The sequence below is a fragment of the uncultured Duncaniella sp. genome, assembly GCF_910577345.1.
Taxonomy (GTDB): domain Bacteria; phylum Bacteroidota; class Bacteroidia; order Bacteroidales; family Muribaculaceae; genus Duncaniella.
In genome coordinates, this window is the sequence record NZ_CAJTMT010000010.1 from 1 (window position 1) to 23784 (window position 23784).

The 23784-nt window shown below is 45.0% G+C and carries 22 protein-coding genes, 1 tRNA gene and 1 pseudogene; 14 read left to right on the forward strand and 10 right to left on the reverse strand.

Annotation, left to right across the window (positions count from 1 at the left end):
• The 8 genes and pseudogenes from QZ310_RS06040 to QZ310_RS06075 form a co-directional block, all read left to right on the forward strand.
• Positions 1-228, forward strand: a pseudogene (locus QZ310_RS06040) (flavin oxidoreductase); the annotation flags it as partial.
• Between the two features lie 106 nt (positions 229-334).
• Positions 335-796, forward strand: coding sequence for a flavodoxin (locus QZ310_RS06045; RefSeq protein ID WP_297071440.1), 462 nt, complete (start codon positions 335-337; stop codon positions 794-796).
• Positions 797-1745: 949 nt separating this feature from the next.
• Positions 1746-2321 carry a Crp/Fnr family transcriptional regulator gene (locus QZ310_RS06050; RefSeq protein WP_297071442.1) on the forward strand — a complete coding sequence of 192 codons (576 nt, stop codon included), beginning with the start codon at positions 1746-1748 and terminating at the stop codon, positions 2319-2321.
• A 116-nt stretch (positions 2322-2437) separates the two neighbouring features.
• Complete coding sequence (locus tag QZ310_RS06055) at positions 2438-3808, forward strand: alpha/beta fold hydrolase (RefSeq protein WP_297071444.1); 1371 nt, start codon at positions 2438-2440, stop codon at positions 3806-3808.
• A 90-nt stretch (positions 3809-3898) separates the two neighbouring features.
• The gene (locus tag QZ310_RS06060; RefSeq protein ID WP_297071446.1) at positions 3899-4387 is read left to right on the forward strand and encodes a hypothetical protein; all 489 of its coding nucleotides are present in this window, start codon (positions 3899-3901) and stop codon (positions 4385-4387) included.
• Between the two features lie 196 nt (positions 4388-4583).
• A complete protein-coding gene (locus QZ310_RS06065) occupies positions 4584-5432 on the forward strand; it encodes a GLPGLI family protein (RefSeq protein WP_297071449.1) in 849 nt (282 codons plus the stop codon).
• A 409-nt stretch (positions 5433-5841) separates the two neighbouring features.
• Complete coding sequence (locus QZ310_RS06070) at positions 5842-6690, forward strand: hypothetical protein (protein WP_297071451.1); 849 nt, start codon at positions 5842-5844, stop codon at positions 6688-6690.
• A 173-nt stretch (positions 6691-6863) separates the two neighbouring features.
• On the forward strand, positions 6864-8924 hold the full coding sequence (locus QZ310_RS06075) for a hypothetical protein (protein WP_297071453.1): 2061 nt from the start codon (positions 6864-6866) through the stop codon (positions 8922-8924).
• 287 nt (positions 8925-9211) lie between these two features.
• Here QZ310_RS06075 and QZ310_RS06080 read toward each other — a convergent pair whose 3' ends face one another.
• The 4 genes from QZ310_RS06080 to QZ310_RS06095 form a co-directional block, all read right to left on the reverse strand.
• A complete protein-coding gene (locus tag QZ310_RS06080; protein ID WP_297071455.1) occupies positions 9212-9778 on the reverse strand; it encodes a hypothetical protein in 567 nt (188 codons plus the stop codon).
• A 124-nt stretch (positions 9779-9902) separates the two neighbouring features.
• Positions 9903-10706 (reverse strand): zinc-binding dehydrogenase, encoded by an 804-nt coding sequence (locus QZ310_RS06085; protein WP_297071457.1) that lies wholly within the window; start codon positions 10704-10706, stop codon positions 9903-9905.
• Complete coding sequence (locus QZ310_RS06090; protein ID WP_297071459.1) at positions 10615-11154, reverse strand: MFS transporter; 540 nt, start codon at positions 11152-11154, stop codon at positions 10615-10617. Before QZ310_RS06090 ends, QZ310_RS06085 begins: the two co-directional genes overlap by 92 nt.
• A 19-nt stretch (positions 11155-11173) precedes the next feature.
• A complete protein-coding gene (locus tag QZ310_RS06095; protein WP_297071461.1) occupies positions 11174-11434 on the reverse strand; it encodes an MFS transporter in 261 nt (86 codons plus the stop codon).
• Positions 11435-11522: 88 nt separating this feature from the next.
• Here QZ310_RS06095 and QZ310_RS06100 point away from each other — a divergent pair, with 88 nt between their 5' ends.
• Entirely contained in the window at positions 11523-12509 is a 987-nt protein-coding gene (locus tag QZ310_RS06100) for a LacI family DNA-binding transcriptional regulator (protein WP_297071560.1), read from the forward strand.
• 166 nt (positions 12510-12675) lie between these two features.
• On the opposite strand, the gene QZ310_RS06105 is transcribed toward QZ310_RS06100, so the two are convergent.
• From QZ310_RS06105 to QZ310_RS06115, 3 genes are all read right to left on the reverse strand, one after another.
• Positions 12676-12746: transfer RNA gene (locus QZ310_RS06105), tRNA-Gln, on the reverse strand.
• Positions 12747-13465: 719 nt separating this feature from the next.
• Entirely contained in the window at positions 13466-14521 is a 1056-nt protein-coding gene (locus QZ310_RS06110; protein WP_297071464.1) for an acyltransferase, read from the reverse strand.
• 37 nt (positions 14522-14558) lie between these two features.
• Positions 14559-14969, reverse strand: coding sequence for a secondary thiamine-phosphate synthase enzyme YjbQ (locus tag QZ310_RS06115; RefSeq protein WP_297071466.1), 411 nt, complete (start codon positions 14967-14969; stop codon positions 14559-14561).
• 229 nt (positions 14970-15198) lie between these two features.
• Between QZ310_RS06115 and QZ310_RS06120 the strand changes: the two genes are divergently transcribed.
• The 4 genes from QZ310_RS06120 to QZ310_RS06135 are packed head-to-tail and all read left to right on the forward strand — an operon-like array spanning position 15199 to position 17722.
• A complete protein-coding gene (locus QZ310_RS06120) occupies positions 15199-15408 on the forward strand; it encodes a hypothetical protein (protein ID WP_297071468.1) in 210 nt (69 codons plus the stop codon).
• Positions 15389-16222, forward strand: a complete 834-nt coding sequence (locus tag QZ310_RS06125; protein ID WP_297071470.1) for a threonine/serine exporter ThrE family protein — start codon at positions 15389-15391, stop codon at positions 16220-16222. Before QZ310_RS06120 ends, QZ310_RS06125 begins: the two co-directional genes overlap by 20 nt.
• 55 nt (positions 16223-16277) lie before the next feature.
• Positions 16278-16760 (forward strand): threonine/serine exporter family protein, encoded by a 483-nt coding sequence (locus QZ310_RS06130; RefSeq protein WP_297071472.1) that lies wholly within the window; start codon positions 16278-16280, stop codon positions 16758-16760.
• 59 nt (positions 16761-16819) lie between these two features.
• On the forward strand, positions 16820-17722 hold the full coding sequence (locus QZ310_RS06135) for a LysR substrate-binding domain-containing protein (RefSeq protein WP_297071474.1): 903 nt from the start codon (positions 16820-16822) through the stop codon (positions 17720-17722).
• 49 nt (positions 17723-17771) lie between these two features.
• On the opposite strand, the gene QZ310_RS06140 is transcribed toward QZ310_RS06135, so the two are convergent.
• The 3 genes from QZ310_RS06140 to QZ310_RS06150 form a co-directional block, all read right to left on the reverse strand.
• Complete coding sequence (locus QZ310_RS06140) at positions 17772-20228, reverse strand: S9 family peptidase (RefSeq protein ID WP_297071476.1); 2457 nt, start codon at positions 20226-20228, stop codon at positions 17772-17774.
• Between the two features lie 94 nt (positions 20229-20322).
• A complete protein-coding gene (locus QZ310_RS06145; protein ID WP_297071478.1) occupies positions 20323-21342 on the reverse strand; it encodes a radical SAM protein in 1020 nt (339 codons plus the stop codon).
• Between the two features lie 1263 nt (positions 21343-22605).
• Positions 22606-23055: a hypothetical protein gene (locus QZ310_RS06150; RefSeq protein WP_297071480.1), complete on the reverse strand. Its 450-nt coding sequence runs from the start codon at positions 23053-23055 to the stop codon at positions 22606-22608.
• An 84-nt stretch (positions 23056-23139) separates the two neighbouring features.
• Here QZ310_RS06150 and QZ310_RS06155 point away from each other — a divergent pair, with 84 nt between their 5' ends.
• Positions 23140-23769, forward strand: coding sequence for a flavodoxin family protein (locus tag QZ310_RS06155; RefSeq protein WP_297071482.1), 630 nt, complete (start codon positions 23140-23142; stop codon positions 23767-23769).
• The last annotated feature ends 15 nt before the right edge of the window (positions 23770-23784 follow it).

A 23784-nucleotide genomic window follows, 5' to 3' on the forward strand; every position in this document is an offset into this window, starting at 1 on the left:
TTGACAATGGAATGTGAGGTTATATCAATCAACGATGAACTCGGAGAAACCCGTGTTGTCGGTAAAGTAGTCAATCTTCAGGCGGAAGAAAACCTGTTCAATGAAGCCGGACAACTTGATTATTCATTGCTCCGTCCCATCTCCTACGATTCTGAAACACGCAGTTATCGTGAATTGGGAGGTATCATCGGCAAGGCATTCCATGATGGCTCACAACTAATCAAATAAGAGGATGAAGATAAAAAACATAATAAACTCGGTCATGGCGATAGCCGCTCTGTTGTTCAGTTTCAACCTCTCAGCGACCGAACCTACCGCAAAAACAGGAAAAGACATGAAATCCATAATAGTCTATTTCACCCATTCAGGCAATACAGAGCTTGCCGCTAAAAAATTGGCGGAAGTGACAGGTTCGCCAATAGTTCGGCTACTTCCTGCCGAGCCATATACAGCAGCCGATGTCGATTGGGTAAACGAACAGTCACGATGCACTCAAGAGCATCTAAACCAGACATTACGTCCCGCAATCAAGCCATTGGACGTGGATTTCAGTCAATATGACACCGTTTTTATCGGCTTTCCTATCTGGTGGCACGAAGAGCCGGCTGTAATCCGCACCTTCCTTGATACCACGGATTTGAAAGGCAAGGAACTTTATCCCTTCTGCACATCATACGAAAGCCCTATGTCGGAGGCTGACGCAACTTTGCAGAAAGGTTATCCTACCCTCAAATGGCACACTGGCCTCCGACTTCCGGCAAGCACCGACAAAATCAAGGAATGGATAGAAAAATAACCGACCACACAGAAACCCTCAGGTTTTTGCATACATCACCAATCTAATATTAATAATAGGTTAATCGAGCATTAATAATAGGTCAAGCAAATAATCAGTCAAATTAATAATCGGTTAAACAAACCCAATGAAAAAGTCAGGCTTCAAGTAGTGATACTCGGTGCCTGACTTTGTTATGCCTTGATTTATTTCTCTTGAAATTAGTGTCTGACTTTTGTCTACCCCACCTAAAAAATCAAAAGCCTCGTAATATTGCCAATTAAATCATGTTTTTATACTGTGCAACGGAGCTATACTGTCGGTGTTGCCGGTACGTCGCCCTGAGCCGATAATGGTATTGTTCGCGCCGATAAGTTGAGTAAACCGTTGGGACTTGTTAGAGTAAACTTTATTGTCGGCCATTTGGTTTTATATTAAAACACAAACAGTTAATACTTTGGATATGTCAATACTATTTTATATTGGTATTATAATGGTCTTTCTATCTTTCATCCCTTGGCTTTTACTAAGTAGTAAAATGATGAGAGATAAGAAAGAGTATGAGCAGTTGCCGCTTAAAATGAAAGAGATTGAAGCAGATTACAAAAGGAAACGATTTTATTTGATGCTATTCCAATTAGCAGGTATCATCATTGCTATAATCGGAGTCCTGTGCTGATACCGTTCCTGTGCGGGTGCGTCAAAATTCATAGTGCACCCTCTTTTCATGACAGAAAGAAAACCATATAACAAGGAGACTGTGCAAAAAACGCAGCCTCCTTGTTCTGTAACTTCAACGCTAATGCGGAACGCGTTATAGGGACTTCTATCATATATGAGATCGTGCGTTTTTTATTTAAATGTAAATTTGTTTCAGAAAATAAATACTAATTTTGCTTTTGGCAACTTATGGGTTGTCGTAAAGAGGTAGAGCAATAAGAATATCTATTTTTTGCAGCGTCAACTGAGTATGATAGAGCATTTCAATACATATATCGAAGAGATTGATTTTGATGCCTGGCGCGAGTTGTGTGTCAGCAGGGGGTCTTTGCGGCGTTTTGCCAAAGGGGAGGAGTTCGTTTCAATCGGCGAGGTGGGACGTTATATCGGATATATCGTTTCCGGGACGCTTAAATATGTGGCACGTTCCACTGATGGTACGGAGCATGTGATGGGACTGGTGTTTGACGAAGGATTGGTTGCTGACTGGCCATTTTGCATATACGGACAAAAAGCTAAACTGGCCATAGTAGCAGTCTCGGACTGTGAGATTTACTGCATCCCAACCAAGGATGTCAATGAGATGATTGACGCCGATCCGGATTTTAAAGATATTGTGATGCACTCGACTGAAGCTGTTTATACAACTGTCTATGACCGTTATGTAGATTTATATGTCAAATCACCTCAGCAGCGTTACGATGAACTTGTCAAATACCACCCAAATCTTTTTGACCTCTTTTCGCTCAAAGACATCGCTTCATTCCTCAACATTACGCCCACTCATCTGAGCCGACTGCGAAAAAACGACAAAAAACAGTGTTAAAAACCTTGACTCTCAACATATGTTGAGAGTTTTTATTTTTATTGGTTGTAACTTTGCGGACGGGTAGGCTATCTTTAGTCTAACACAACTTTGATTAAACAATAAAACAACTCAAAATGAATAAATTAAAAATGAAAGGAGTTCTATTATACCTGACTTTATGCGCCATATCTTCGATTAGCCTTCAAGCAGAATCCACTACGGCTTTATCGGGCGCATGGAGAGGAGAACTGAGAATGGGGAATTTTGCGTTGCCCCTTGTATTCAATTTCAATGAGGCACCCGATGGATCTCCGACATTTACACTTGATTCTCCACAACAAAATGTAAAAGGATTACCATTGATGGTCAATTATTTGTCATCCGACAGCATATCTGTTTCCGCTGGAAATATCGGTGCAACATACGATGCCCGTATAGTTGGGAGTGAGATTGACGGAGTATTCTCTCAGAGAGGCTACAATTTCCCATTGAGATTAATTCCAGAGGAGCCAATAGACTTGCGACGTCCTCAGACTCCGAAGCCACCATACCCCTATCAAATGTCAGATACCACTTTCACAGCTTCCGATGGAATTATACTTGCAGGCACTATGACGGTTCCTCCAAATGCGACTGAAAATACTCCGGTGGTAGTTATGGTCACTGGGAGCGGTCCGCAAAATAGAGATGAAGAAGGGTTCGAACATCATCCTTTTGCCGTCATTGCTGATTATCTTGCCCGCAATGGAATCGCATCTTTTCGTTATGATGACCGTGGAGTCGGACATTCGGAAGGAAATTTCGCAACATCAACATTAACTACATTTGAAACGGACTGCGAATCGGCAGTGAAGTTTGTGCGCGGTTTGAAACGTTTTGGTAATGTTGGCATACTCGGTCATTCAGAAGGCGGTACTATCGCCATGCTTCTTGCAGCGAAACATATACCAGATTTCATCGTTTCTTTGGCCGGCATGGCAATCCAAGGCAAACAAACTATTCTTGACCAAAATCGACATCATATGGAGGGAATGGGACTTGCTGGAAATGAAATAGAAGGTAGTATAGCCGTGATTGATACCGTTTTCGATGAAATAATTAGAGGCAAACCTGCCTCTTCGATTGATGTTAACAAAATTGCACAATCAATGGGTGTAACGGTACCTACGGCAGTGATGTCATCGCTCAAGCAAAATGTTGCTGCCTATACGCCATACTTTGCCGAGTTGATTGCAGTTGATGCAGGAGCCGAAATAAAGAATATAAACTGCCCGTTTCTTGCCATCAACGGAACGCTCGACACTCAGGTTGATGCCAGTAAAAATCTCGGAGTGATACGACGGGCCAAAAGCAAGAAAGCTGTAGTGAAAGAATTGGAAGGACTCAACCATTTACTTCAACATGCCTCAACGGGAGAGATAGCTGAGTATTCGGGAATCCGCGAGACAATCGCTCCCGAAGTTCTGGAAATTATTGTGGACTTCATTGACGGAATTTCAAAATAAAAAGACCATATCACAGCCCGACGAGAGAAAAATCTTTCGCCGGGCTGAATTGCGATTTATATACAGTCAGCAAAGACTGGAGAGTCCTATTTGACCATTAAGGACGTAAAGACTGAAACTACTGTCACCTTACATTTTATAGTTGAAGATTTCTATTTGTCTTTCAGAATTGATGAAATTGATGGAACTAATACCAATGAGTTCTTTGAAGTTGGTAGGGAGATAAGATTTATACGCAATGAAGACAATACCAAGCCTTTAAAGGTAATTTGGTGTCAAAATATTACTTTTCGACCTATGACTGTCGGAGAAGGTATTTTCAAGATCTTTCATAGAGATACAAATATATTCACAATGGAATTTTCGTTGCATCATAAAAGCGATGAAGAGTTCGCACTGTATGAATATACAATGGGAGGCGATGACGGGTACATGACAATGTTTGACTCCATTTTCAATTTCGATTGGGAAAAAAATATCACATCACTCCCTTCCGGATCTCAACCTGTGAAAAGAATCGAGATGATACTTACCGACAAAAGCAATGGATGTAAAGTAACATGCAGCCTCCAACAATGAAGGATATGACGGCAAACAGTGTTAAAATCCTTGATTCTCAACATTTGTTGAGAGTTTTTATTTTTATTGGTTGTATTTTTGCTTGATAATACGACAAAGTATCACCCTGTTAAATGACCATTTTGGGACATGGCCATATACGCACTGTCGAAGAAGTGAATATGGATTTCCTTGAAACCGATTATCACGAATAGATATGAAACAATTGATTTTTATACTGCTTTTGTTGGCTGCAACTACGGCATTTGCAAAAGATTATGTCAAGGATGCAGATGCGGCGATTCTTGAAGTTCATTACATACGCACTGCGGTGAATGATACAACAAAACGGAATTCTCATTTTTCAAGGGATCCTGTGATGCTTAGAATCGGGAAAAACAAATCTGTTTTTTGCGGCACAAAACGCTTATGGCAGGATTCGATAATGGTATGTGACCCTGCGAGCTTTTGGGCCATGGATCAGGCACGAACTATGAGTGGCAAGCGCGATGATACCCAGTTGGCATGTGGTTATTATTGGAACTATATCTATAAGAATATTCCTGAAGGCAAAGTTACGGAACGTTGCTATTTTGATATGGAGCGATGGCAGTATTCAGAGGATTGGGAGAAACCCGAATGGGTGATTGGGGATAGCACCAAGACCATATTGGGTTATGAATGTGTTGAGGCTATTGCCGATTATCGTGGGCGAAGATGGATAGCTTGGTTCGCACCTGAGATTCCCATTCAGGATGGACCATGGAAACTTTGCGGTCTGCCGGGGTTGATTCTTGAAGCTCATGATGCCAACAATGATTATGTCTTTGAAGCAAATGGCCTTGTGCAGAATCCCAATTCAGAAGTCGGAATTTTTACTTATGATGATAAATGGGGCTTCACCACAGTGACCCGTGACAAGTTTTTCAACAATTGGTGGAAGTTTCAGCACTCAAATTTTGCTGCTAAAATTCAGGCAGCGTATGGTGTCGGTACAGCTTCAACTAATGAAAAATCCGAAGTCAACTTCGACAAGGAGGAAACCAACTATCCTCACGACTTATGAACCGACTGATATTCATATATTGGTATTCTCAATATCAGGCCTCTACATCTGAGTCGATTGCGAAAAAATGATAGCAAAAAATGCTAAAATCCATGACTTGCGACATTTGTTGATAGTTTTTATTTTTATTTGTGGTATCTTTGTACAAATTACGTTTCAAGAAATATGCGAAATAAGCGCCTCAAAATATCGTCTTTGATACTTGCAGCCTGTTGTATATGGTTGTGGTGTAGTTCCTGTGGGCTGAAGAAAAGTGTTTCGCTCACAACCGGGAGGTATGATAATGTGTCGTCACGCAATTTCCAATCTGATATTGAAATTTCCCGTGACACAGTTGCCACGTATCATTTTTAGTGAGAGATATGAGGTGTGTAAATAGCAAATTTAGATTTTGAATATGAATGGAATTATGAAAATAGCGGATAAGAATGGGAAAATGCTCCGATACGGAATGTTGGTTCCTTTGGCTTTGATGATAGCATCTGTCGTGTCGAGTTGCCTCTCATATTCCAACGCTAAAACAAGCATCGCGAATGACCTTAACGATGCTATGATTGCATTGGTTCATGAAAACAGCGAATTGTGGACCCGTCAGGATACCATCACGGCATTGAGAAAAATGCATGAAGCCACCCGCAAACCGCTCATCTATCAAGCATCTGATTTGAATTTCAGAAATTCTGTTCTGAAAGATCAGGCATATTTCACTCTTGCCTTGGTTGACGAGAAGAGGACTGCGCCTAAACTCCAAGGGAATAAAATTGCCTCGGATTCCATAATGCTTGTGCCTGAACGGGCAGTCGATGGAGTTGCAATACAGGTTCAAGGTTTCGCTGACTGTTCGATGGTATCAGTGTTTGCCGCTTCCGATCAGACGTTGCCCAGTGTCCTTTTCGCTCTCTCCATCCTTTCGATGGCGGGTATGTTTTTATTGCCACGAAAAGTTATCGGCCTGCCCATTGCTTTGCAAGAAACAGAACTGCCGGAAATGGCAGGCATTCCGCTACATTCGACCGAACATATTCTTGACGGAATCAAACTCACTCCTATGCAGCGACGGTTTGCCCGGATGCTTCTGGAGGCACCCGATATGAGAGTTGACAAAGCCACACTTTGCTCAGCCCTTTGGGACAATAAGAGCAATGCGGAGGAATCACTTTATACCTTGGTGAGACGCACAAAAACGGCTCTTGCAGAAACTGATATCGAAATAATCTGTAACCGAGGAGAGTCTTATGAGCTTCGTGTAAGTGGCTGACACGCTGCATTGTCAGTGTTTTGTCAGATAAATGTCAGACAAAATTTTAGGTCTTGTCGGTACTTTTTCATTTGCTTTGCAGCCAAAAACAACCGCCGCTACTAACGGCTATGAGAGCGATTTTCGCTTTATCTCTACCGCGTGTCGGAGGTTAAAGAAAAACTCGTTTTAGCATGAAAAAGTTACTGTTTGTCCTACTGTGGACATTGCCTTCGATGGCATCCGCACAACAAGAAGTCTCGCCCGACTCCATTTCCAACAATCTCGATGAAGTGGTGGTTACTGCCGACGCGCAGATTGAAACTGCCAAGAAGGTCATACTCCGGCCTACAAAGCTGGAGAAGAAACACAGCACCAACGGCTACACCCTGTTGGAAAACATGAACTTGCCGGATTTCAATGTCAATGCTTCGGCAAAGTCCATTTCGACTGCGGCAGGCCGTGATGTCAGAATACTCGTCAATGGCGTGGAGGTTAATCCGGATGAACTCGCCACACTCTCTGCATCAGAGATTGTGCAGATTGATTACCAACGCAATCCCGGTGGGCAGTATGTCGGTAGCGGGGCGGTGATGAATTTCATTACCGCGCAGTATGGTTACGGAGGCAACGTCTATCTTTCAGCCGATGAAGGATTGGTACGTCAATACGGTAATTATATCGGAATGGTCAACTACAAGAAAGATGCCCTCACACTGACGCTTACGGCAAATGGGAAATGGGATGAGCGCTCTCAGCTCAACAGCGCGGAGAATGTATTCATGCTCAATGACGGAGTTTTGAATCAAGCCATTTTGCCCGTCGGGAGCAAAACCCGTTCAAATTCCCAATACGTCAACTTCAAATTAGCCCATGCAGCCGGGAACCATTCGTTTGACATTTCAGTGGCCATGACACGAAGCGCCACCCCAAGGAATTTCTTACAGGACAATGTCACTTACACAGGTCTCTATGATTTCTCTTCCGAGGCCATCCGAAAAAGTAAAGAGCGAGGTCTGTCACCGGTAGTGAAAATGCACTATAATCTGTTTTTGCCCGGAGGCCATACAATTATGGCGATCTCAACCCTACGCCACGGACATACGAACTACCGAAGTAACTATCTGGAAACTAATGTTGACGCAATTACAAACAACACTAAGGAGAACAACATATTGGCAAGTGCCACTTTGGGGTATTTCAAATCTTTCTCAAATGGACTCAGCATCGGCTTGACTGTCGATGAATACTATAACTATTACCATGATGTTTATTCCGGCAGTTTCACAAGCAAGCAGACGTTGAAGAACAACCATGCGATGGCCATGCTGCACATCGACCATAACCTGCCATTCGGTCTGTCATATTATGCCTCAGCAGGTATAACCGACTTATATTCCACAATCGGAGACCATAGCGACAATCAGATCTCCCCAAAGGTGTTCTATGGTCTGACATACGCCATCAATCAACGACATTCTCTTTCAGTTACAGGCAATTATCTCCACAGTATCTATAATCCATCATACAAAAACGATGCAGTGATACAGACGTCCTTCTTCGAGGCTACAATGGGAAATCCCGACCTTAAGCAGTTGAACGCTTTTCAAAACTTTGTAAGCTATAATGGCCGTTTCGGGCATTTCGGACTGTCGTTCACCTACGATTTCCTGAAATACTTCGACAACACTTCCAACCGATACTTCGCGGAGGGCAACATAATGTATCATCAGCTTGTCAATGACGGTAATTTCTCTTATAACAAACTGATATTCGGTCTGTCGGCCAATCTTCTCGACAACAAGCTACGGCTGAAAGGAAACGCAACATTCAGCATCAACCGTTTCGATTCTGAATACCGGCCTGCAAGAAGCAATGATTGGCGGACTGATTTCAGTGCGTCATACATGTACGGGGATTGGCAGATAAAGGGGACTTATGCCTTACCATATAGCGTGCTTGGGATAGAAGGAGTAAAGGTGCGTAATCCTGCGCAATATGGCCTTTCACTTAACTGGCAGCATGGCAATTGGGCAGCAGAATGTCGTGTTGAAAATTTCCTTGACAGACGGATGTGTACACGAACAGATGCGAATTATGGCCTATATCAGTCTCATTCACGGTTATTTAGCGATCTGACAGGGCGCAATGTCAGCCTTTCCCTCACATACATGCTCCCCTACGGAAAGAAGACGGAAAAAGGTCGTGTGGAAACTGAAAACAAAATCAACTCAGCAATCCTCCGTCCATTCTAATATTGGGAAAATTGAAAAGTATAAAATTGTTTTGGAAAATATAAAACTATCCGGGAAATAGAAGACTATCCGGGAAAAATAGAAAACAGCTAATCATATCAATACTAATTCCAAGCTCCCGGCGAGATGTCGGGAGCTTGGAATAGGTATTGATTGTGGTTAGAAACTGAAAACCTGAGCAGCGATTTGAAAATAAGCTCTGTTTTCAACCGGATTGAACATAGCCGTAGCCGAAACCGGGATACGGTAAGTCTCAGTAATCTTGACGGAATAGGTGACTTTTGCTTTCACATCAATGAACCCGGCCTATCCGAATAAAATGTTGAGCGGTCGCCCGATTTGTGCGAAAGGGTGAATGTTCCGCCGACAGAGGTATCGACTGTCCACTCTTGTCTGTCAAGGCAACGGTAGGTCACCTCGACGTATGTGGAATACCGATTTTTAGAACCGGTTGAGTAGAGGTCATATCTGTCACGGCCGAATAAGATTGTTGACCATGTAAGCGACAAAGGGAATTTGGGCCCGAAATTATATGAAAGGATGCAATCAAGGAATCTTCCGGTAGTCCGTGCGCTGTAATTGAAAAACTCCTTATTGTTGTAGTTCGCTCCCGGTGAGAAATTATATGTGTCCCACAAGGCAAGATTGAACATTTTCATGGAAAATTCCAGAAATAAGTTGAACTCCTTGTATGTACCGTTGACATTTGTCCCGTTCCAGAATCCGAAATTCACGATATTATTCCTGTCATGTATGCTGAGGGAGGTGCATATAACCAACCCGTCGCTCACCTCGATGCCACGCCAGAGATGATTGTTGGCTATACGCAAATCAAAGTCCAGATAGTCAGCCACTGGTTGGCAAGGGCCGGAGACAGGGCAATTCCTTCTGTCTCCGGCAATTGCCGAAAAGGTACCTAAAGAATAGATGATTGTCAGATATACCTTTATTGCACTTGCTTTCATCTGAACGCAGACCTTAGGCGTCGGTTTTTTCTTCAAGATCAATAATCAACTTCATCGACGTATCTCGGTTATCGTCGATAAAACGGTAGGCATCATCATATTTCTCGAATGGGAAACGATTGCTTACCAGAGGTGTGAGATCCACTCTTCCTTTATTGACGAAATCAACCGCAGTCTCATAATCCTCATGACGATACATCATTGAACCGATGAGCCGTAGCTCATGTTCTCCGAGGTAGAACATGCTGAGCGCAGGGTCTTTCGAGAAGACTGCCACAATCACAATGTCGCTACCCTTCTCGATTGTCTCCATCAGTGAACGGATGCTTGATTCGACTCCGGCAACTTCAAATCCTGCCTGATAGCCTTCTTCGCCGAATGTTTCTTTGACAGCTTCCTTAAGAGGGATTTTGGCGACATTTGCAGTGTATTCAATGCCACATTCTCGCGCCTTCTGAAGACGCAGGTCGCTGATGTCGGTAATCAGAACTTTCTTTGCTCCACGGGCCTTGCAGAACTGGGCCAGCGCCGCCAGTGTATAGAACATAACCGGCGATGTGTTTGGCGAGAAATAATACAACAGTATCATGCTTACGCCTGTCAGCAGGCTAAAGACACTTGCGGCCCATCCCTTGTTGTTTGTCAGCTTGAACACCATTGGAAATAGTGCCGCTCCTGCTATGCTCGGCAGAATGATAACCATTGAGAAAAATGGAAACAGATTCTCATTGCCCTCCACATATTTGAAATAGTATATCAGATCGGCATTTCTTCCGTAGAGTATGAACCCGAAGAGCAGTTGACCGATCACAGCCATTATGAACGGCTTGTTTTTCGCCCCCCGCCCGTAATTGTTGGCTGACGGGATATGATTTCCGGGATGGAGGCGTGACCACTTCTTTTGTTTTTGCAAAACAGAACCAGTGGCACGCAGTAAAGATGGCACCATAAATGATGGCTACCCATATAAAACCTCTTGCATTGCTCAGTGTGCCGTCGCCACAATATTTCACCAACGGGACTGTCACAATATTGATGATGCCAATTGCCACCATCGCTGCGACCGAGCGGCTGGTATTGAGCTTGGCTCTCTCATCGATATTCTGTGTCATCGCGCCACATAGAGTGCCGTATGGAAGATTGACGCATGTGTAGCCAAGTACAAGCAGGGCATAAGTGAGACTCATATATAGAACTTTCCATGTATATCCCATTTCCGGCTGTGCCCAGAAACAGAGGATAAGGACAATCGATGTCAACGGCACTCCGAACAACAGCCATGGACTATAGCGCCCCCCAGCGTGATCTGGTGCGGTCGCAGAGACTGCCGATTAATGGATCATTGACAGCATCCCATATTCTTGAAATCAATAGAAGCGTTGCCACCGCTCCCATGCCGATGCCGAACACATCGGTATAGAAAATCATCAGGAAAGAGACTACAAATGACCAACTGAAATTGCAGCCTACGTCTCCAAACCCATAAGCGATTTTGCTTATGAGTGGCACTTTTGTGTTTTCAGCTATTTCAACTGAATTTTTCATGTTTTTCGGATTTAAGAGATTAACGGATTGACTTGATGATGTTTGTGATGCAAAATTAGTCCCGACTCCTTTTGGGTAAATCACCATAATAGATATTGCCAAGGAGCTTGGCATATCAAAATCTACAGTATCCAGAGTTCTTGCCGGAGATTCCCGCAACGTTAAACCGGAAACAATGCGTAAAATTCAGGAGACGGCAACAAAAATGGGTTACCGCAGGAATGAGCTTGCGGTCAACCTGCGACGTCAGACGACTAAAAATATTGGAATAATAATACCTGAGATTGTCACACCGTTCTTCATGACTTTCATTCAGCAGGCTCAGAAATATATGCGTAAGAATGGATTCAGAACAATTATTGCCGTCTCAAATGAAGATTCTGAGCAGGAACTGGAAAATCTTGTCATGTTTGAACAATGCCGGATTGATGGTATCTTGATCTGCCCTTGTCACAAATCTAAAAACAACAAGGCATTTCAGCGGCTGATGGATAGTGGGATACCGCTGGTGTTTTTCGATAGGAAAGTCAGTGAAATGGATGTTTCGCAGGTCAGCATTGACGACAATCTTATGTCGCATTTTATGGTTGAAGCGCTAATCAGGCGTGGACGTAAGAAAATCGTTCATATCGCCGGACCTGATTATGTAAGCAATGCTGTGGATCGCTATAGAGGCTATCGGGAAGCTCTGGAGAAATTCCAGATACCTTTTGACGCCAGATATGTGGTGGATGGCGGACTGACCGCCGATGAAGGAGTGCAGGCTATGGAACAGTTCCTGTCTCTCGGTCTGGACTTCGATACCGTTTTCGGATTTACGGAGACAGCCGTATTGGGTGCGAAAAGCGTACTACAGAAGTTGCACTATAAAATTCCTGATGACATTGCCCTTTGCTGTCTATCCGGGACTACTCTATGCACACTTGTCTTCCCAACCATTTCCGCTGTCGAACAACCCGTCAATCAGATGGCATCTGAGGCATGTAGAATCCTGCAACGTAAAATCGAAACTCACGATATGTCACCTGAAAAAATCACACTGCGAGGCGAAATGAAACTCAGGGAGTCAACCTGAACTTTGCGCCAGAAGTTGGTCGCATAGTAAAACCCAGCTATGTTTAGGCATAAAAACAGACAGCCCCGGGGCGCGTAGAAGATTTAGCTTTCGAACTAATATATTAATTGTATGGCGGTATAAAAGCAACAGAGGGCTAAATCTTAAGATTTAGCCCTCTGTTTTGTTGCCTTGGAAGGATTCGAACCCTCACAGGCGGAACCAGAATCCGACGTGCTACCATTACACCACAAGGCAATTTTTATTTCGTTTTGTCATTAGGAGTGGTGTTATTTCCTTTTGACAGTGCAAAGGTAGGGGTAAATTCTGAATCCACCAAATTTTTTCAAGACTTTTTTCAAAAAAAATTAACTTTAGCCCATTTTTGAATGTATTAGAAGGGGGAAATGATGAATTTTTAGGCTCGTTTTTCTATAATAAAATTAGTTTTTAGGTTCATTTTCAGGGCGTTTCTCTTGTTGTGGATTGGCCTGAGTTGAGGAATATGGCAATTATGGAAATTTTTGAGAATTTTTCTCTGATTTTCGTGTGGATAGTGAAAAAAGTGGATGGTAGCGAAATTTTATGATCTGGTGTTGTCACAGAGTGTAATTTTTATTCACATGTCATGTGTCTTATTTTGCATGATTATTCTCGTTGTCGGATTGGTTGAATGAATATGATTTCGCTCAGGGGGAAGTTAATGGAGATGTCAGGGGACGCTTTAAGGCTATAGGTGTTTCAAAGTTGCCCAGTTTGGCTTCCATTGTGAGATTGGTCTTGCTTTAAATCTATACATTAATCCTAATCTGCTTATAGTCTTTCTAATATAATAGGGACTATTGCGATTGTATATTACAAACGAGATCATGATTGGGCGTTATAGTTGACTGAAGCATTGGGTAATACTACGATTATTAGTGTCGTGGATTAGGATTCAGTATGCCGTAGATTCTATATACGGTGTGGTGTGTGAATCAGAATTTTTGACCCAATAGGCAAATGAATAGATATGTTAGGAAAGATGTGGAGTGGCTCCGGAGGTGGCGGTAGATGAGGTAGGGGATGTAGATGCCGGTGAGGAGGGAGAGGGTGGAGTAGACCCACCACGGAAGTTCGACGAAGTGGTGGAGGATCTGCTGGGCAGCTATATTGAAGTACCACGACAGGAGGAATATGATATAGTTTGCTCCGGAGAGGTGGTCGAGGATGCGGATGTCATGGCTGTCGAGCAGTTTTGAAGATGAAATGCACATCGTTATTCCCGCAAGCGTGCAGAGCGGGAATAGCGGTGTGTTTTCTGTCAATGCGAAGAGCCCAGCCCACAGGGCGGCGCATCCGGCGAATGCGATGGCGGAATTTCGGGGGAAGAGGCGGTTGATGTGTTGGTAATATCGTGCGTAGATAGCTCCGATGATAAAATACAGCCCGGTTTCCACTGTGAGATGGAGTGAAAAAGTATTGGTTGTTCCTATAGGAACGAACGGTGTGATAAGGAATATCAATAACAGGGCTGCGTAAACCGGCAAATCGGGCAGATGGAGCCGTCGGGCGGTATGCAGAATCGTGAAATTGACAATCAGAAGCGTGAAGCAGACTTGCAGAAACCAGAAGTAGGGGATGACGAGGCTTCCGGTGTAGATAAATGAATCTCTGAACGATTCGACGGAAAGAGTGACAGGGTCGTCGGCCATCCCCGACATCATCGCACGCGGGAAGAAGGTGACTGCTGTCAGCACAACGAATGGAACCATGAGCCTCCTCAGTTTCGAGGTGACGAAATTCCTCCATGAGACCGCCTTCCCTTTCAGCTCCATGCCGTAGACCATCAGGAAGCCCGACACGAAGAGGAATAAGGGCATGTGGAAACTGTAGATCATACGGTAGAGCAGGGTTGTACGTCCCATGTCGTTGTCGGGATACTCATGCATGGAGTGACCGACGACAACAAGGATGATGCCGATAACCTGCATGTAGGAGATGAAGGCCAACTGCTTGCCACCGATGTTATTATGGAGAGACGGATTGCTCATGCGAAACTGTTTTGGCTGATGAAGCGGTGAGGAGGAGTCACGACATGATGGTGGCTACAATCTTGCGAGGACCGCCGTAGTCACGGAATTCACACAGATAGATGCCTTGCCATGTCCCGAGGTTCAAGTGTCCGCGTGAGACAGGAATGGTGAGTGACGGCCCGACGAGCACGGATTTGGCATGTGACGGCATGTCGTCGGGGCCTTCGTCTGTGTGAAGATAATATGGCGCATTTTCGGGGACAAGACGGTCAAAGATAGCGTTGAGGTCATGGCGCACGTCAGGGTCTGCGTTCTCATTGAGGGCGAGGGCAGCCGAAGTGTGTTTGATGAGCAGATTGAGCAGTCCACATTCGGGAAGGTTGCCGATCTGTCGCATTATCTCGCCTGTCACCAGATGGATGCCACGGGGATAGGCGCGGAGGGTGAATTCAATTTGCTGTATCATATCGGAGTATAAATATACGGTTTGGAAATTATGACCGGTGATCGTCGTGAAGCAATCTAATAGGACCGGGACCACCGGGAATACAAGTGCAAAGATACGAAATCTTTGTTGAACTTTTTTAACATTTGCGCCGTTCTATAATTGCTATCGAATCTTTCGTTAGCAAACGGCAATCATGATGGCCTGACAGGTGTTTACTTTGCAGAAAATTTAAAAACAGAATGTCATTATGATCGCACTTAATGTTCCTTTAGTTACATGGTGTGTAATCGCCTTCGCGATGGTCGCACTCATTATTATCAGAGTTTGTCAGAAGAACTACAATCAGCCTGCTCATCACAGACATCTCATTGAAATCGGCAGTGAGCGGGAAGAATTCTTCGTTCCGGGCGACAGGCTCATAAAAGAAGATGATCTCTATGACGACGATGAGGATTGAAGCCTCAGCCGCAGAGCCCATAGCTCTTTCGAACTGTCTGTGCGGCGAGAGCCATTCGCTTAAAGAAATCTGTCTGTTCCTCTCGGAATATGCCTCATGGCTGCTTGGAAGCGGTGCCACCTGCATCCGTCTCGAACGGAACGTCAACCGCATGGCGAAGGCTATGGGCTGCGAGGCGGTGATGACCATCCTTCCACGCCACATTCATCTCACCGTCTGCCTGCCTGACCATTCGGACAGCTATACATATATAACTGCATCGAGGACCATGCCCATAAGCTTCGACATAAACACACGTCTGAGTGAACTGAGCTGGGAGATTGCCGACAGCAAGATTAGTTTTGATGAGGCCAAGGAGAAATTCGAATCCATCATACATACGCCTCCTGCCAACAAGAATCTCGTGCTTCTCCTGGCTTCATGCGCCAACGCCGCTTTCTGCCGGCTTTTCACAGGCGACTGGCAGGCCGTTGCAGTTGTCTTTCTCTCGACAATCGCCGGTTTCTATCTGAAACAGGTGTTGTGTGAGCACAAGATGGACATGCGTCTCGTCTTCATCATCTGTGCGTTTGTCTCGTCAGTGTTGGGTGCGACGGATGCACTTTTCAATTTAGGCACAACGCCGGAGATTGCCGTTGGCACCAGTGTCCTCTACCTTGTCCCCGGCATACCGTTTCTGAATTCATTCAGCGATATGCTTGCCGGACACTATATCTGCTCTTTTTCACGTTTTATACATGCAGTGATTCTCACATGCTGCCTTTCGTTCGGACTGTGCGGAGGGATGCTGCTGATGAATATGGGCATGTTTTAGGATCTGTGTAGTGATTTTTTCGGTCGTCATGCAGTCCCCACGTTTCTGATTCATTATGTTAAGCGAATTTCTTCAAGATGCTTTCTTCGCAGCGATCGCAGCCATCGGTTTCGCAGCGATAAGCAACCCTCCAAGGAGGGCCTACCTCTATTGCGCCATCATTGCCGCCGTCGGGCATTCCGCACGGTTTCTGATGATGCAGGAGAGTCTGCTCGGTCTTCATATTGTCATCGCAAGCACTTTGGCGGCACTGATAGTCGGTATGCTTGCCGTATTGTTGTCGCCCGTGGCACATACGCCTGCGGAGACATGTCTCTTCCCCTCTCTGCTCCCGATGATTCCGGGCATTTATGCCTACAAGACTTTCGGAGGATTGGTGATGTGTCTGTATCACGGCAGCGAAGATGCTTTCGACCATTATTTCTACCTCTTCGTTAGCAACGGACTGACCTGTCTGTTCATCCTCCTCGGGATGGTGATAGGCGCTACTATTCCGATATTCCTGTTTAAAAACATCTCGTTTCAAGCAACGAGGTGAAGACGCGGGCGGTGGCCCGGTCAAGATATATTCATCCATTATTTCAGATTCATCCCATCATGGAACTTCGACAGCTTAAATATTTCGTCAAGGTGGCCGAGACATTGAACTTCTCGGAGGCATCGCGCGCACTCTTCATCACCCAAAGCACCCTTTCGCAGCAGATCAAGCAACTGGAGCAGGAGATGGGCACAATGCTGTTTGTGCGCGACAGCCACAGTGTATCTCTGACCGAGGCAGGAAGCGAGTTGCTGCCCTACGCTGTCCGTACCCTTCAGGACGCTCAGCTTTGCCACGAGAGGATGAATGATTTGCGCGAGTTGCTTGCCGGAACGCTGAACATCGGCGTTACCTATTCGTTCAGTCCGATACTGACAGAGACCTTGCTTGATTTCATGAAGCTTTATCCCGGTGTCAAGCTCAACATCTATTATAAGCCTGTCTCGGAACTGATGACAATGTTGAGCGAAAGGGAAGTAGATTTCGTGTTGGCCTTCCGTCCGCGTCAGGCTACCGACGGGATTGAGTCACATGCGCTGTTCCAAAACTATTTAGCCGTGATTGTCAACTCATGCCATCCGCTTGCATCCAAGCAAAAGGTGACAATGGAGGAGCTGAGCCACTATGACCTGGCTCTGCCTACGAAGGGATTGCAGGCGCGGAATTACTTTGATGCTATCGTCATGCCCAAAGGAATGGATATGCGCGTTAGGATTGAGCTTAATGAGGTCAACATTCTTCTGAAACTCATCAGTTGCAGCAATCTTGTGACCGTCCTTGCAGAAGCTACAACGCACAATGTCAAGGGGATCAAAGCTGTTCCCCTTGACATTGCGGCTAATGAGATGATAGGATGTGTCCACACTCTGCGTGACAGTTACCACAAGCGTTCGATGCGTGAATTCGTGAGAATGTTGAGCGAATCGGCTGCAATCCGTGAGCGTGTCAACGCATGGCTTTAGGTGTGAGGATGAAGCTAATCGGGAGTCTGCATCCTCACCGGGAGTGGAATCAGTCGAGTGTCTTTTTCGGATAGAGTGATTCCCACCATGAATCATCATCCTGCAGGTATTTGGCAAACCAGGCGAAGATTGTCTCCTGCCATTGCTTGCGTTTGTTGAAGTCGGTCACCTGATGGTTGGCATCCTTGACGGCAACAAAGGCAGTCTCGCGTCCGAGGAGTTTGAGGGCGGTATACATCTGGATGCTCTCTCCGAAGGGGACGTTCGTGTCGGCATCGCCGTGAAGGAAAAGTATCGGAGTATGAATCTTGTCGGCATTGTAGAGCGGACTCTGTTTCACATAGAGGTCGGAGTGGCTCCAGGGATAGCTGTTGGCCATGCTGACCTCGCTGTAGGAATAGCCCCAGTAGCCTTCGCCCCAATAGCTTGTGTGGTCGCTGATACCTGCGTGTGAGATAGCGGCTGCGAAGATGTCGGTGCGTGTCTGGAGATATTGGGTCATGAAACCGCCGTAGGATGCACCGATGCAACCGATTTTAGATGCGTCCACCCACGGATTGGCGGCAGTGAACTGTTTCACGCCTTCGATAATGTCTTCAGCAACACCTTCACCGGCGGTATTGACATGGCGCGATGCGAATTCCTGACCGAAACCTGCGCTTCCGCTCGGATTGATGACAAGGACGACGTAGCCGTTGGCCGCATAGACATGGTGCGGGTAGCGGCCTTCGAATGTGCGGCTTGTCGGGCTGCAACCACCATAGTAGTTGACAATCATAGGATACTTGCGCGAAGGATCGAAGTCGGGAGGAAGGATGTAGCGCCCGCAGATGCTGTCGCCTCGTGATGTGAGATAGGTCCAAGGTTTGCATTCGCCTAAGCGTATGCCGTCAAGGCGCTCGGCACTAATATCCTCGATAAGTTCCTGACGGAGATTCTTGGTGTTGAGCGAATAGAGACGGTCGGAGTTGGAAGCTCCCTGACCTACATAGACCAGAGCCGGGGCCGATGAAGCGACGGCAAATGAAGCCACGTATTCCTCATTTGCCTTGAGGTCGTCAATCTTTCCATTCGCGGGGTTGACGCGGAAGAGTGAACGGCGGTCACGGTCCTCGGCTGCGAAATAGATGCAGCCGTCGGCGCGGTTCCAGATGACATTCTCGACAGAAGGATTGAAATCGCGTGTGAGGGGAGTTATGTCGGTGGTGGCGACATCGAGGATGTAGAGCTGATTGTCATACATGCTCGGTGTGCGTCCTTCGGGCAGATTCTTTCCGATTGCACCGTAGGCTTCGGGCGAACCTATGAGCGCAACTTTCGAGCCGTCGGGCGAGAGGGTCGCTCCTCCGAAAAATCCTTCCTTATCAACGAGGCAGCGGGTTGAGTTGTCGGCGAGATTCAGAAGATAGAGGGAAGAGAGAGTGGTGGGGCGTTTCTCCAATCGGGATTCGGAGACGGTGTAAAGGAGCTTGCTGCCATCGTCGGAAATCCCACACAATCCGATGTTGCGGTTGCCGAATGTGAGCGGGGTTGACAGTCCGGTGGCAAAATCCATTTTCATGAGTGTCCCTCGGTTTCTCCATCCGGGCTGGCGGTCTTCGGGATGGACGATTTCATAGAGGTCGGCGCTCTTTTCCTTCGGCCCTTCCTGAGTCTTCATGTAAATCATGAAGTCCTCGGTGGGAGAAATCGTGAAATAGCTTGTCGGAAGTTCAGAGGCGATAACTTCTTCCTGTCCGTTGGCCGGATTGAGGGTGACGAGTTCAAGTTTGTCGTTTTTGTAACGGGTGAAGTAGAGCAGGTCGCTCTTCGGCATCCATTTGAGGGCTTCTAACCTTTTTGCCAATACGGCTCCCCCGTTGGCGGCACTCACTTCGTTGGAGAAAGTATTGGCTCCTCCTTCGTGGGTGGTGTAGTAGATTCTCAGAAGATATTTGCCGCTCGGAGAAAGCGATGCGGAGCTGAAGCGGCGACCGGTCATGACATCGTTGAGGGTGTAGCGGCGCTGTGAACCGGAATTGATTTTCATCAGTTCGGGACGTTCGCTTTCAAGGGCTATCTTTACGGAGTCGGCGGAGGCACTGTCGGTAAGACACTTGATGGTGATGCTGTGGGTGGCGGGAGTGAGGCGGAGCTGATCACTGTCAAGTTTTTTTCCGTCAAGGTAAACCTCATGGTTCTTCAGACCGTCGACTTTGAGCGATGCGGTGACGTAGCGTTCATTGTCAATCGTGAAATTCAACAGGTGGAGGGCATGGCTGTCGGATTTAAGGACTAAACCGCCGTCACACAATCGCCCCTTGTCGGCTGATGCGAGCGAAAGCGGAGTAGCGAGCAGTGAGGAAGGGTCAAATTTCTTTGAGTTTACATCGACACTGTCCACCATGACGGGTAGATTGAGTGAAAAGGGACCTTGATATTTGAATGACTCAATATCAATCTTTTCAGCACTTGCATTCATCGAAAGGAAGGCAAGTGCGCTTAAAGGTAATATGCGCAAGTTCATGTGATAAAATTGTGTAACGCAAAAATACACAATTTCCATGAGACAATGTATATAGAATGAGTAAATAAATTAAAGGAACAATTGGTGTATTTTTTTATTTTAAGAAAAATTCTCTTTTATCAAGTGTTAGGCTCTGATCCCTATTTCTTGGGGAGCCGGAGAGGATAGCAGAAACTTCTCTACATCCACAATCACAAATGTATTTAGCCATACAGCCTTGACATTCTGTTGGATGATAGTTCGACTCTAAATATAAATTCCAATATTCCCTATCAGTAATTAATGTGGGATTGAATACATATCCAACTATCCTAGGAGAATGGTTACATACTCTAATTCTTCCGGATGGATCGACTGCAAAAAAACGTTTCGCAGCAGCGCATCGATATCCAATTTTTAAATGCTCATATTGAGTAGGATGGTAAATAGAGCATAACGGAATTGTTGTTCCCATTCGTCCGTAAATATTTGCGGATTTAAGAGCGGCTTCTGTTATTTGCAGCATTTCATTTACCTGCTTAGTCGAGAGTTTTAATTCTTCTAAATAAGTAATCCCTCTACCTCCTGGCATAAATCGATTGAGTAGAATATTAGATGCACCATTCTTGATTGTAAGTGAAATCACATTATGTAATTCGTGTATGTTTTGTCTGGTCGCTGTTATGCTGGCTGTTACTTTAATCCCAATCTCTTTCGCTTTTTTCATCTTTTCAAGAATATTGTCTGCACCGTTTATTCCAGTGTGCCATTTGAAAGTGTCGTAGCCAGGAAAGCTGATAGCTAACTGAACGCCATACTTTTTGAAGAGCATTAACCATTCATCGTTTATCAGTAAGCCATTAGAAATAATACTGCAACTTTTACATTTTTGTTTTGTCACAACATATTTAAGTAGCTCAGCAAATCCATCTTTCATCAATGCCTCACCTCCCGAAAATGTAATTTGTTCTACTCCATTGTTGAGAAGAATATCGATTGCATTTTCCCATTCGCTAATTGTCAGCTCTTTTTCGAGTGGGTACGATGATTGCTCCCATGGACAATAGCAGAACTTACACTTATGATTACATGTATATGTAAGTTCTATTACAACATTCTTAGGTAAAAGTCTCATTATTTTATGTCTAAAACCAAATTATCTTCATGAAAAATATGAACACCATTACATAGATTAATAGGGTGATTTATGGGGATTTGAATATGCTCAAAAACTTTAAAATCTGAATTCTTCGCTAATTCGTTCAGACATTCCCTACAGAGAAAATGTACATATACAGTATGGCCGAGTTCTCTATTGTGGGCAGTTAAAATGTTAATATCATAATATGAGGAATGATAAAAAGATATACTTTTTTCACATTTATCACATTCTATAGTTACATCTGGTTCATCATCATAGTCATCGGCAGGCTCATAGCACATCACATCCAGGGTTTGGATGCTTATTCTTCTAATGAACTGATGTAGTCTGAAGGCTAAATTGCGCATGGTTAAAATATAGTTGTTATCAGGGAAATACAAAATCTAATTAGACTCATCTTGTAAATTTAATTAATAAATTATTGAATTACTTATGAGTTGATAGTATATAGAGTTTGCGAATTTACGAAAACTTGTCTTGGCGTACAACAATAATTTGATAAAAAGCTACTACTACATCGAGCGAATATACAATGAAGCCCGTAGGACGCAATTGTATATTCGTGAGGCGTGGGGTTAGGTTGGTATTGAATCAGACGGGCATCGAAGATGTCCGATAATATCATCCCGTCACAAATAATTATCTACGGAATTGATTCGTTTCAAAATATCGAAATAGGTAATATCCCCACATTCTCCACATATCAACAATTATTTGAATAATCCGGAGGCGTGCGTTATTATCGGACATCTTCGATGCCCGTGGGAGGATGTTATTCCTTTTCCCCACACCTTCGCGCGCCGCAATTTCGCCCTGCGGGCTTCATTGCATCGCGCTCGATGAGGGGCTACCATCGTACCGCTGCTTCGCAGCTAACCGGCTGCCATCCGGCAAAGTAGTGACATAATGCAATAGCCTCGTAATTCACCAATTACCATCCATAACAAATTTGTTATATGATAGAACAGAATAAACAAAAGTGACAGAAGTGTAATTTGCTGAAATTAAGCTTTTTGTATCTTCTGACCTTCTGTCTTTCTGTACCCTTTTCAGATGTTGACGGATTTAATGCATTGTAATTACGGTTTGTGCAGCAATTTACCAATTGCCATACGGTGAGGTGATGCATCTTCGCAGCTTACCAATTTATAGTTTAACCGATCCCGGAAGGTTTTTTTCATCAAAATTACTATCAGTTTTGACTGAAAAGGTGCGAAGATGCAAAAACTGTGGTTTTTATTTCCTTTTTATGGTAAGGTTCATTTCCAATAGGGCGGTGTAGGCTATCGAGGCGGCTGCGGCGGCTGCTTCGGGGTCGATGTTGCGTTCGCGTTCAATGTGGAGGAGTGCGGAGGCATAGTCACGTTTATGTTCAGCATTCAGTTTGGTCCAGTTTATGCCTGCGAACTCTACCGCAATATCCTCAGCGTAGGGCAGGAGTCCGAGACGCATCATCACTGCAATGACGGGATAGCCGGGGTAGCCCTGCCAGAATGTAGCATTGTCGGTTGAGGTGAAGACTTTTGCATCGTCGCGCCATGTCACTTTATATTTCTTCGCGCGGTCAGAGGATTCCACTTCCGCTTCACCATGACCGACGGTGCTGTCAGCAAGGATGTTGACGCGACCATCGGTGAGGGCCGTCCATGCCTCGTAGATTTTTTCGATAGGGGTCTGCTTTTTCATGCCATACATATATTAATTGTATGAAAAATAAACCCGTGTGGGAGGATTATTGTTTAACTTTGCAGAAAAGTCAAAATTATTGGTATGAAAGTATTAGTTATAAACGGAAGTCCTCATCTTCACGGCTGTACAGACCGTGCGCTCAATGAGGTTGAAGCAACGCTTCAGAACGAAGGGATTGAAACTGTCAGGGTAAATGTCGGTAATCAGGATATTCGCGGGTGTATTTCCTGCCTTTTCTGTCGCAAGCATGGCGAATGTGTGTTTCATGATCTTGTCAACGAGGCCGCGCCTCTGTTTGAAGAGGCAGATGGTATAATTGTCGGTTCCCCGACGTATTATGCCGGTGCCAACGGTCAGGTGCTTGCTTTCCTCGACCGTCTGTTCTACTCCACAGCAGGAACCTTCGACAAGACTATGAAGGTCGGGGCGGCTGTCATCTCATCCCGTAGGGGTGGTTCGACATCGGCATTTGATGAAATCAATAAATACTTTACCATCAGCGCCATGCCGATTGTGTCGAGCACATACTGGAATGAGGTACACGGTTTTGTGGCTGAAGATGTCGAAAAGGATCTTGAGGGACTCCAGACAATGCGCAATCTTGGACGCAATATGGCTTTCCTCATAAAAGCTATAAATGCCCGGAAGGAAACTGAGGGTGTTCCTGCTCAGGAACGCAGGTTTTTTACCAGTTTCCATGACGGAAAGTAAGCAAACGGTATGTTT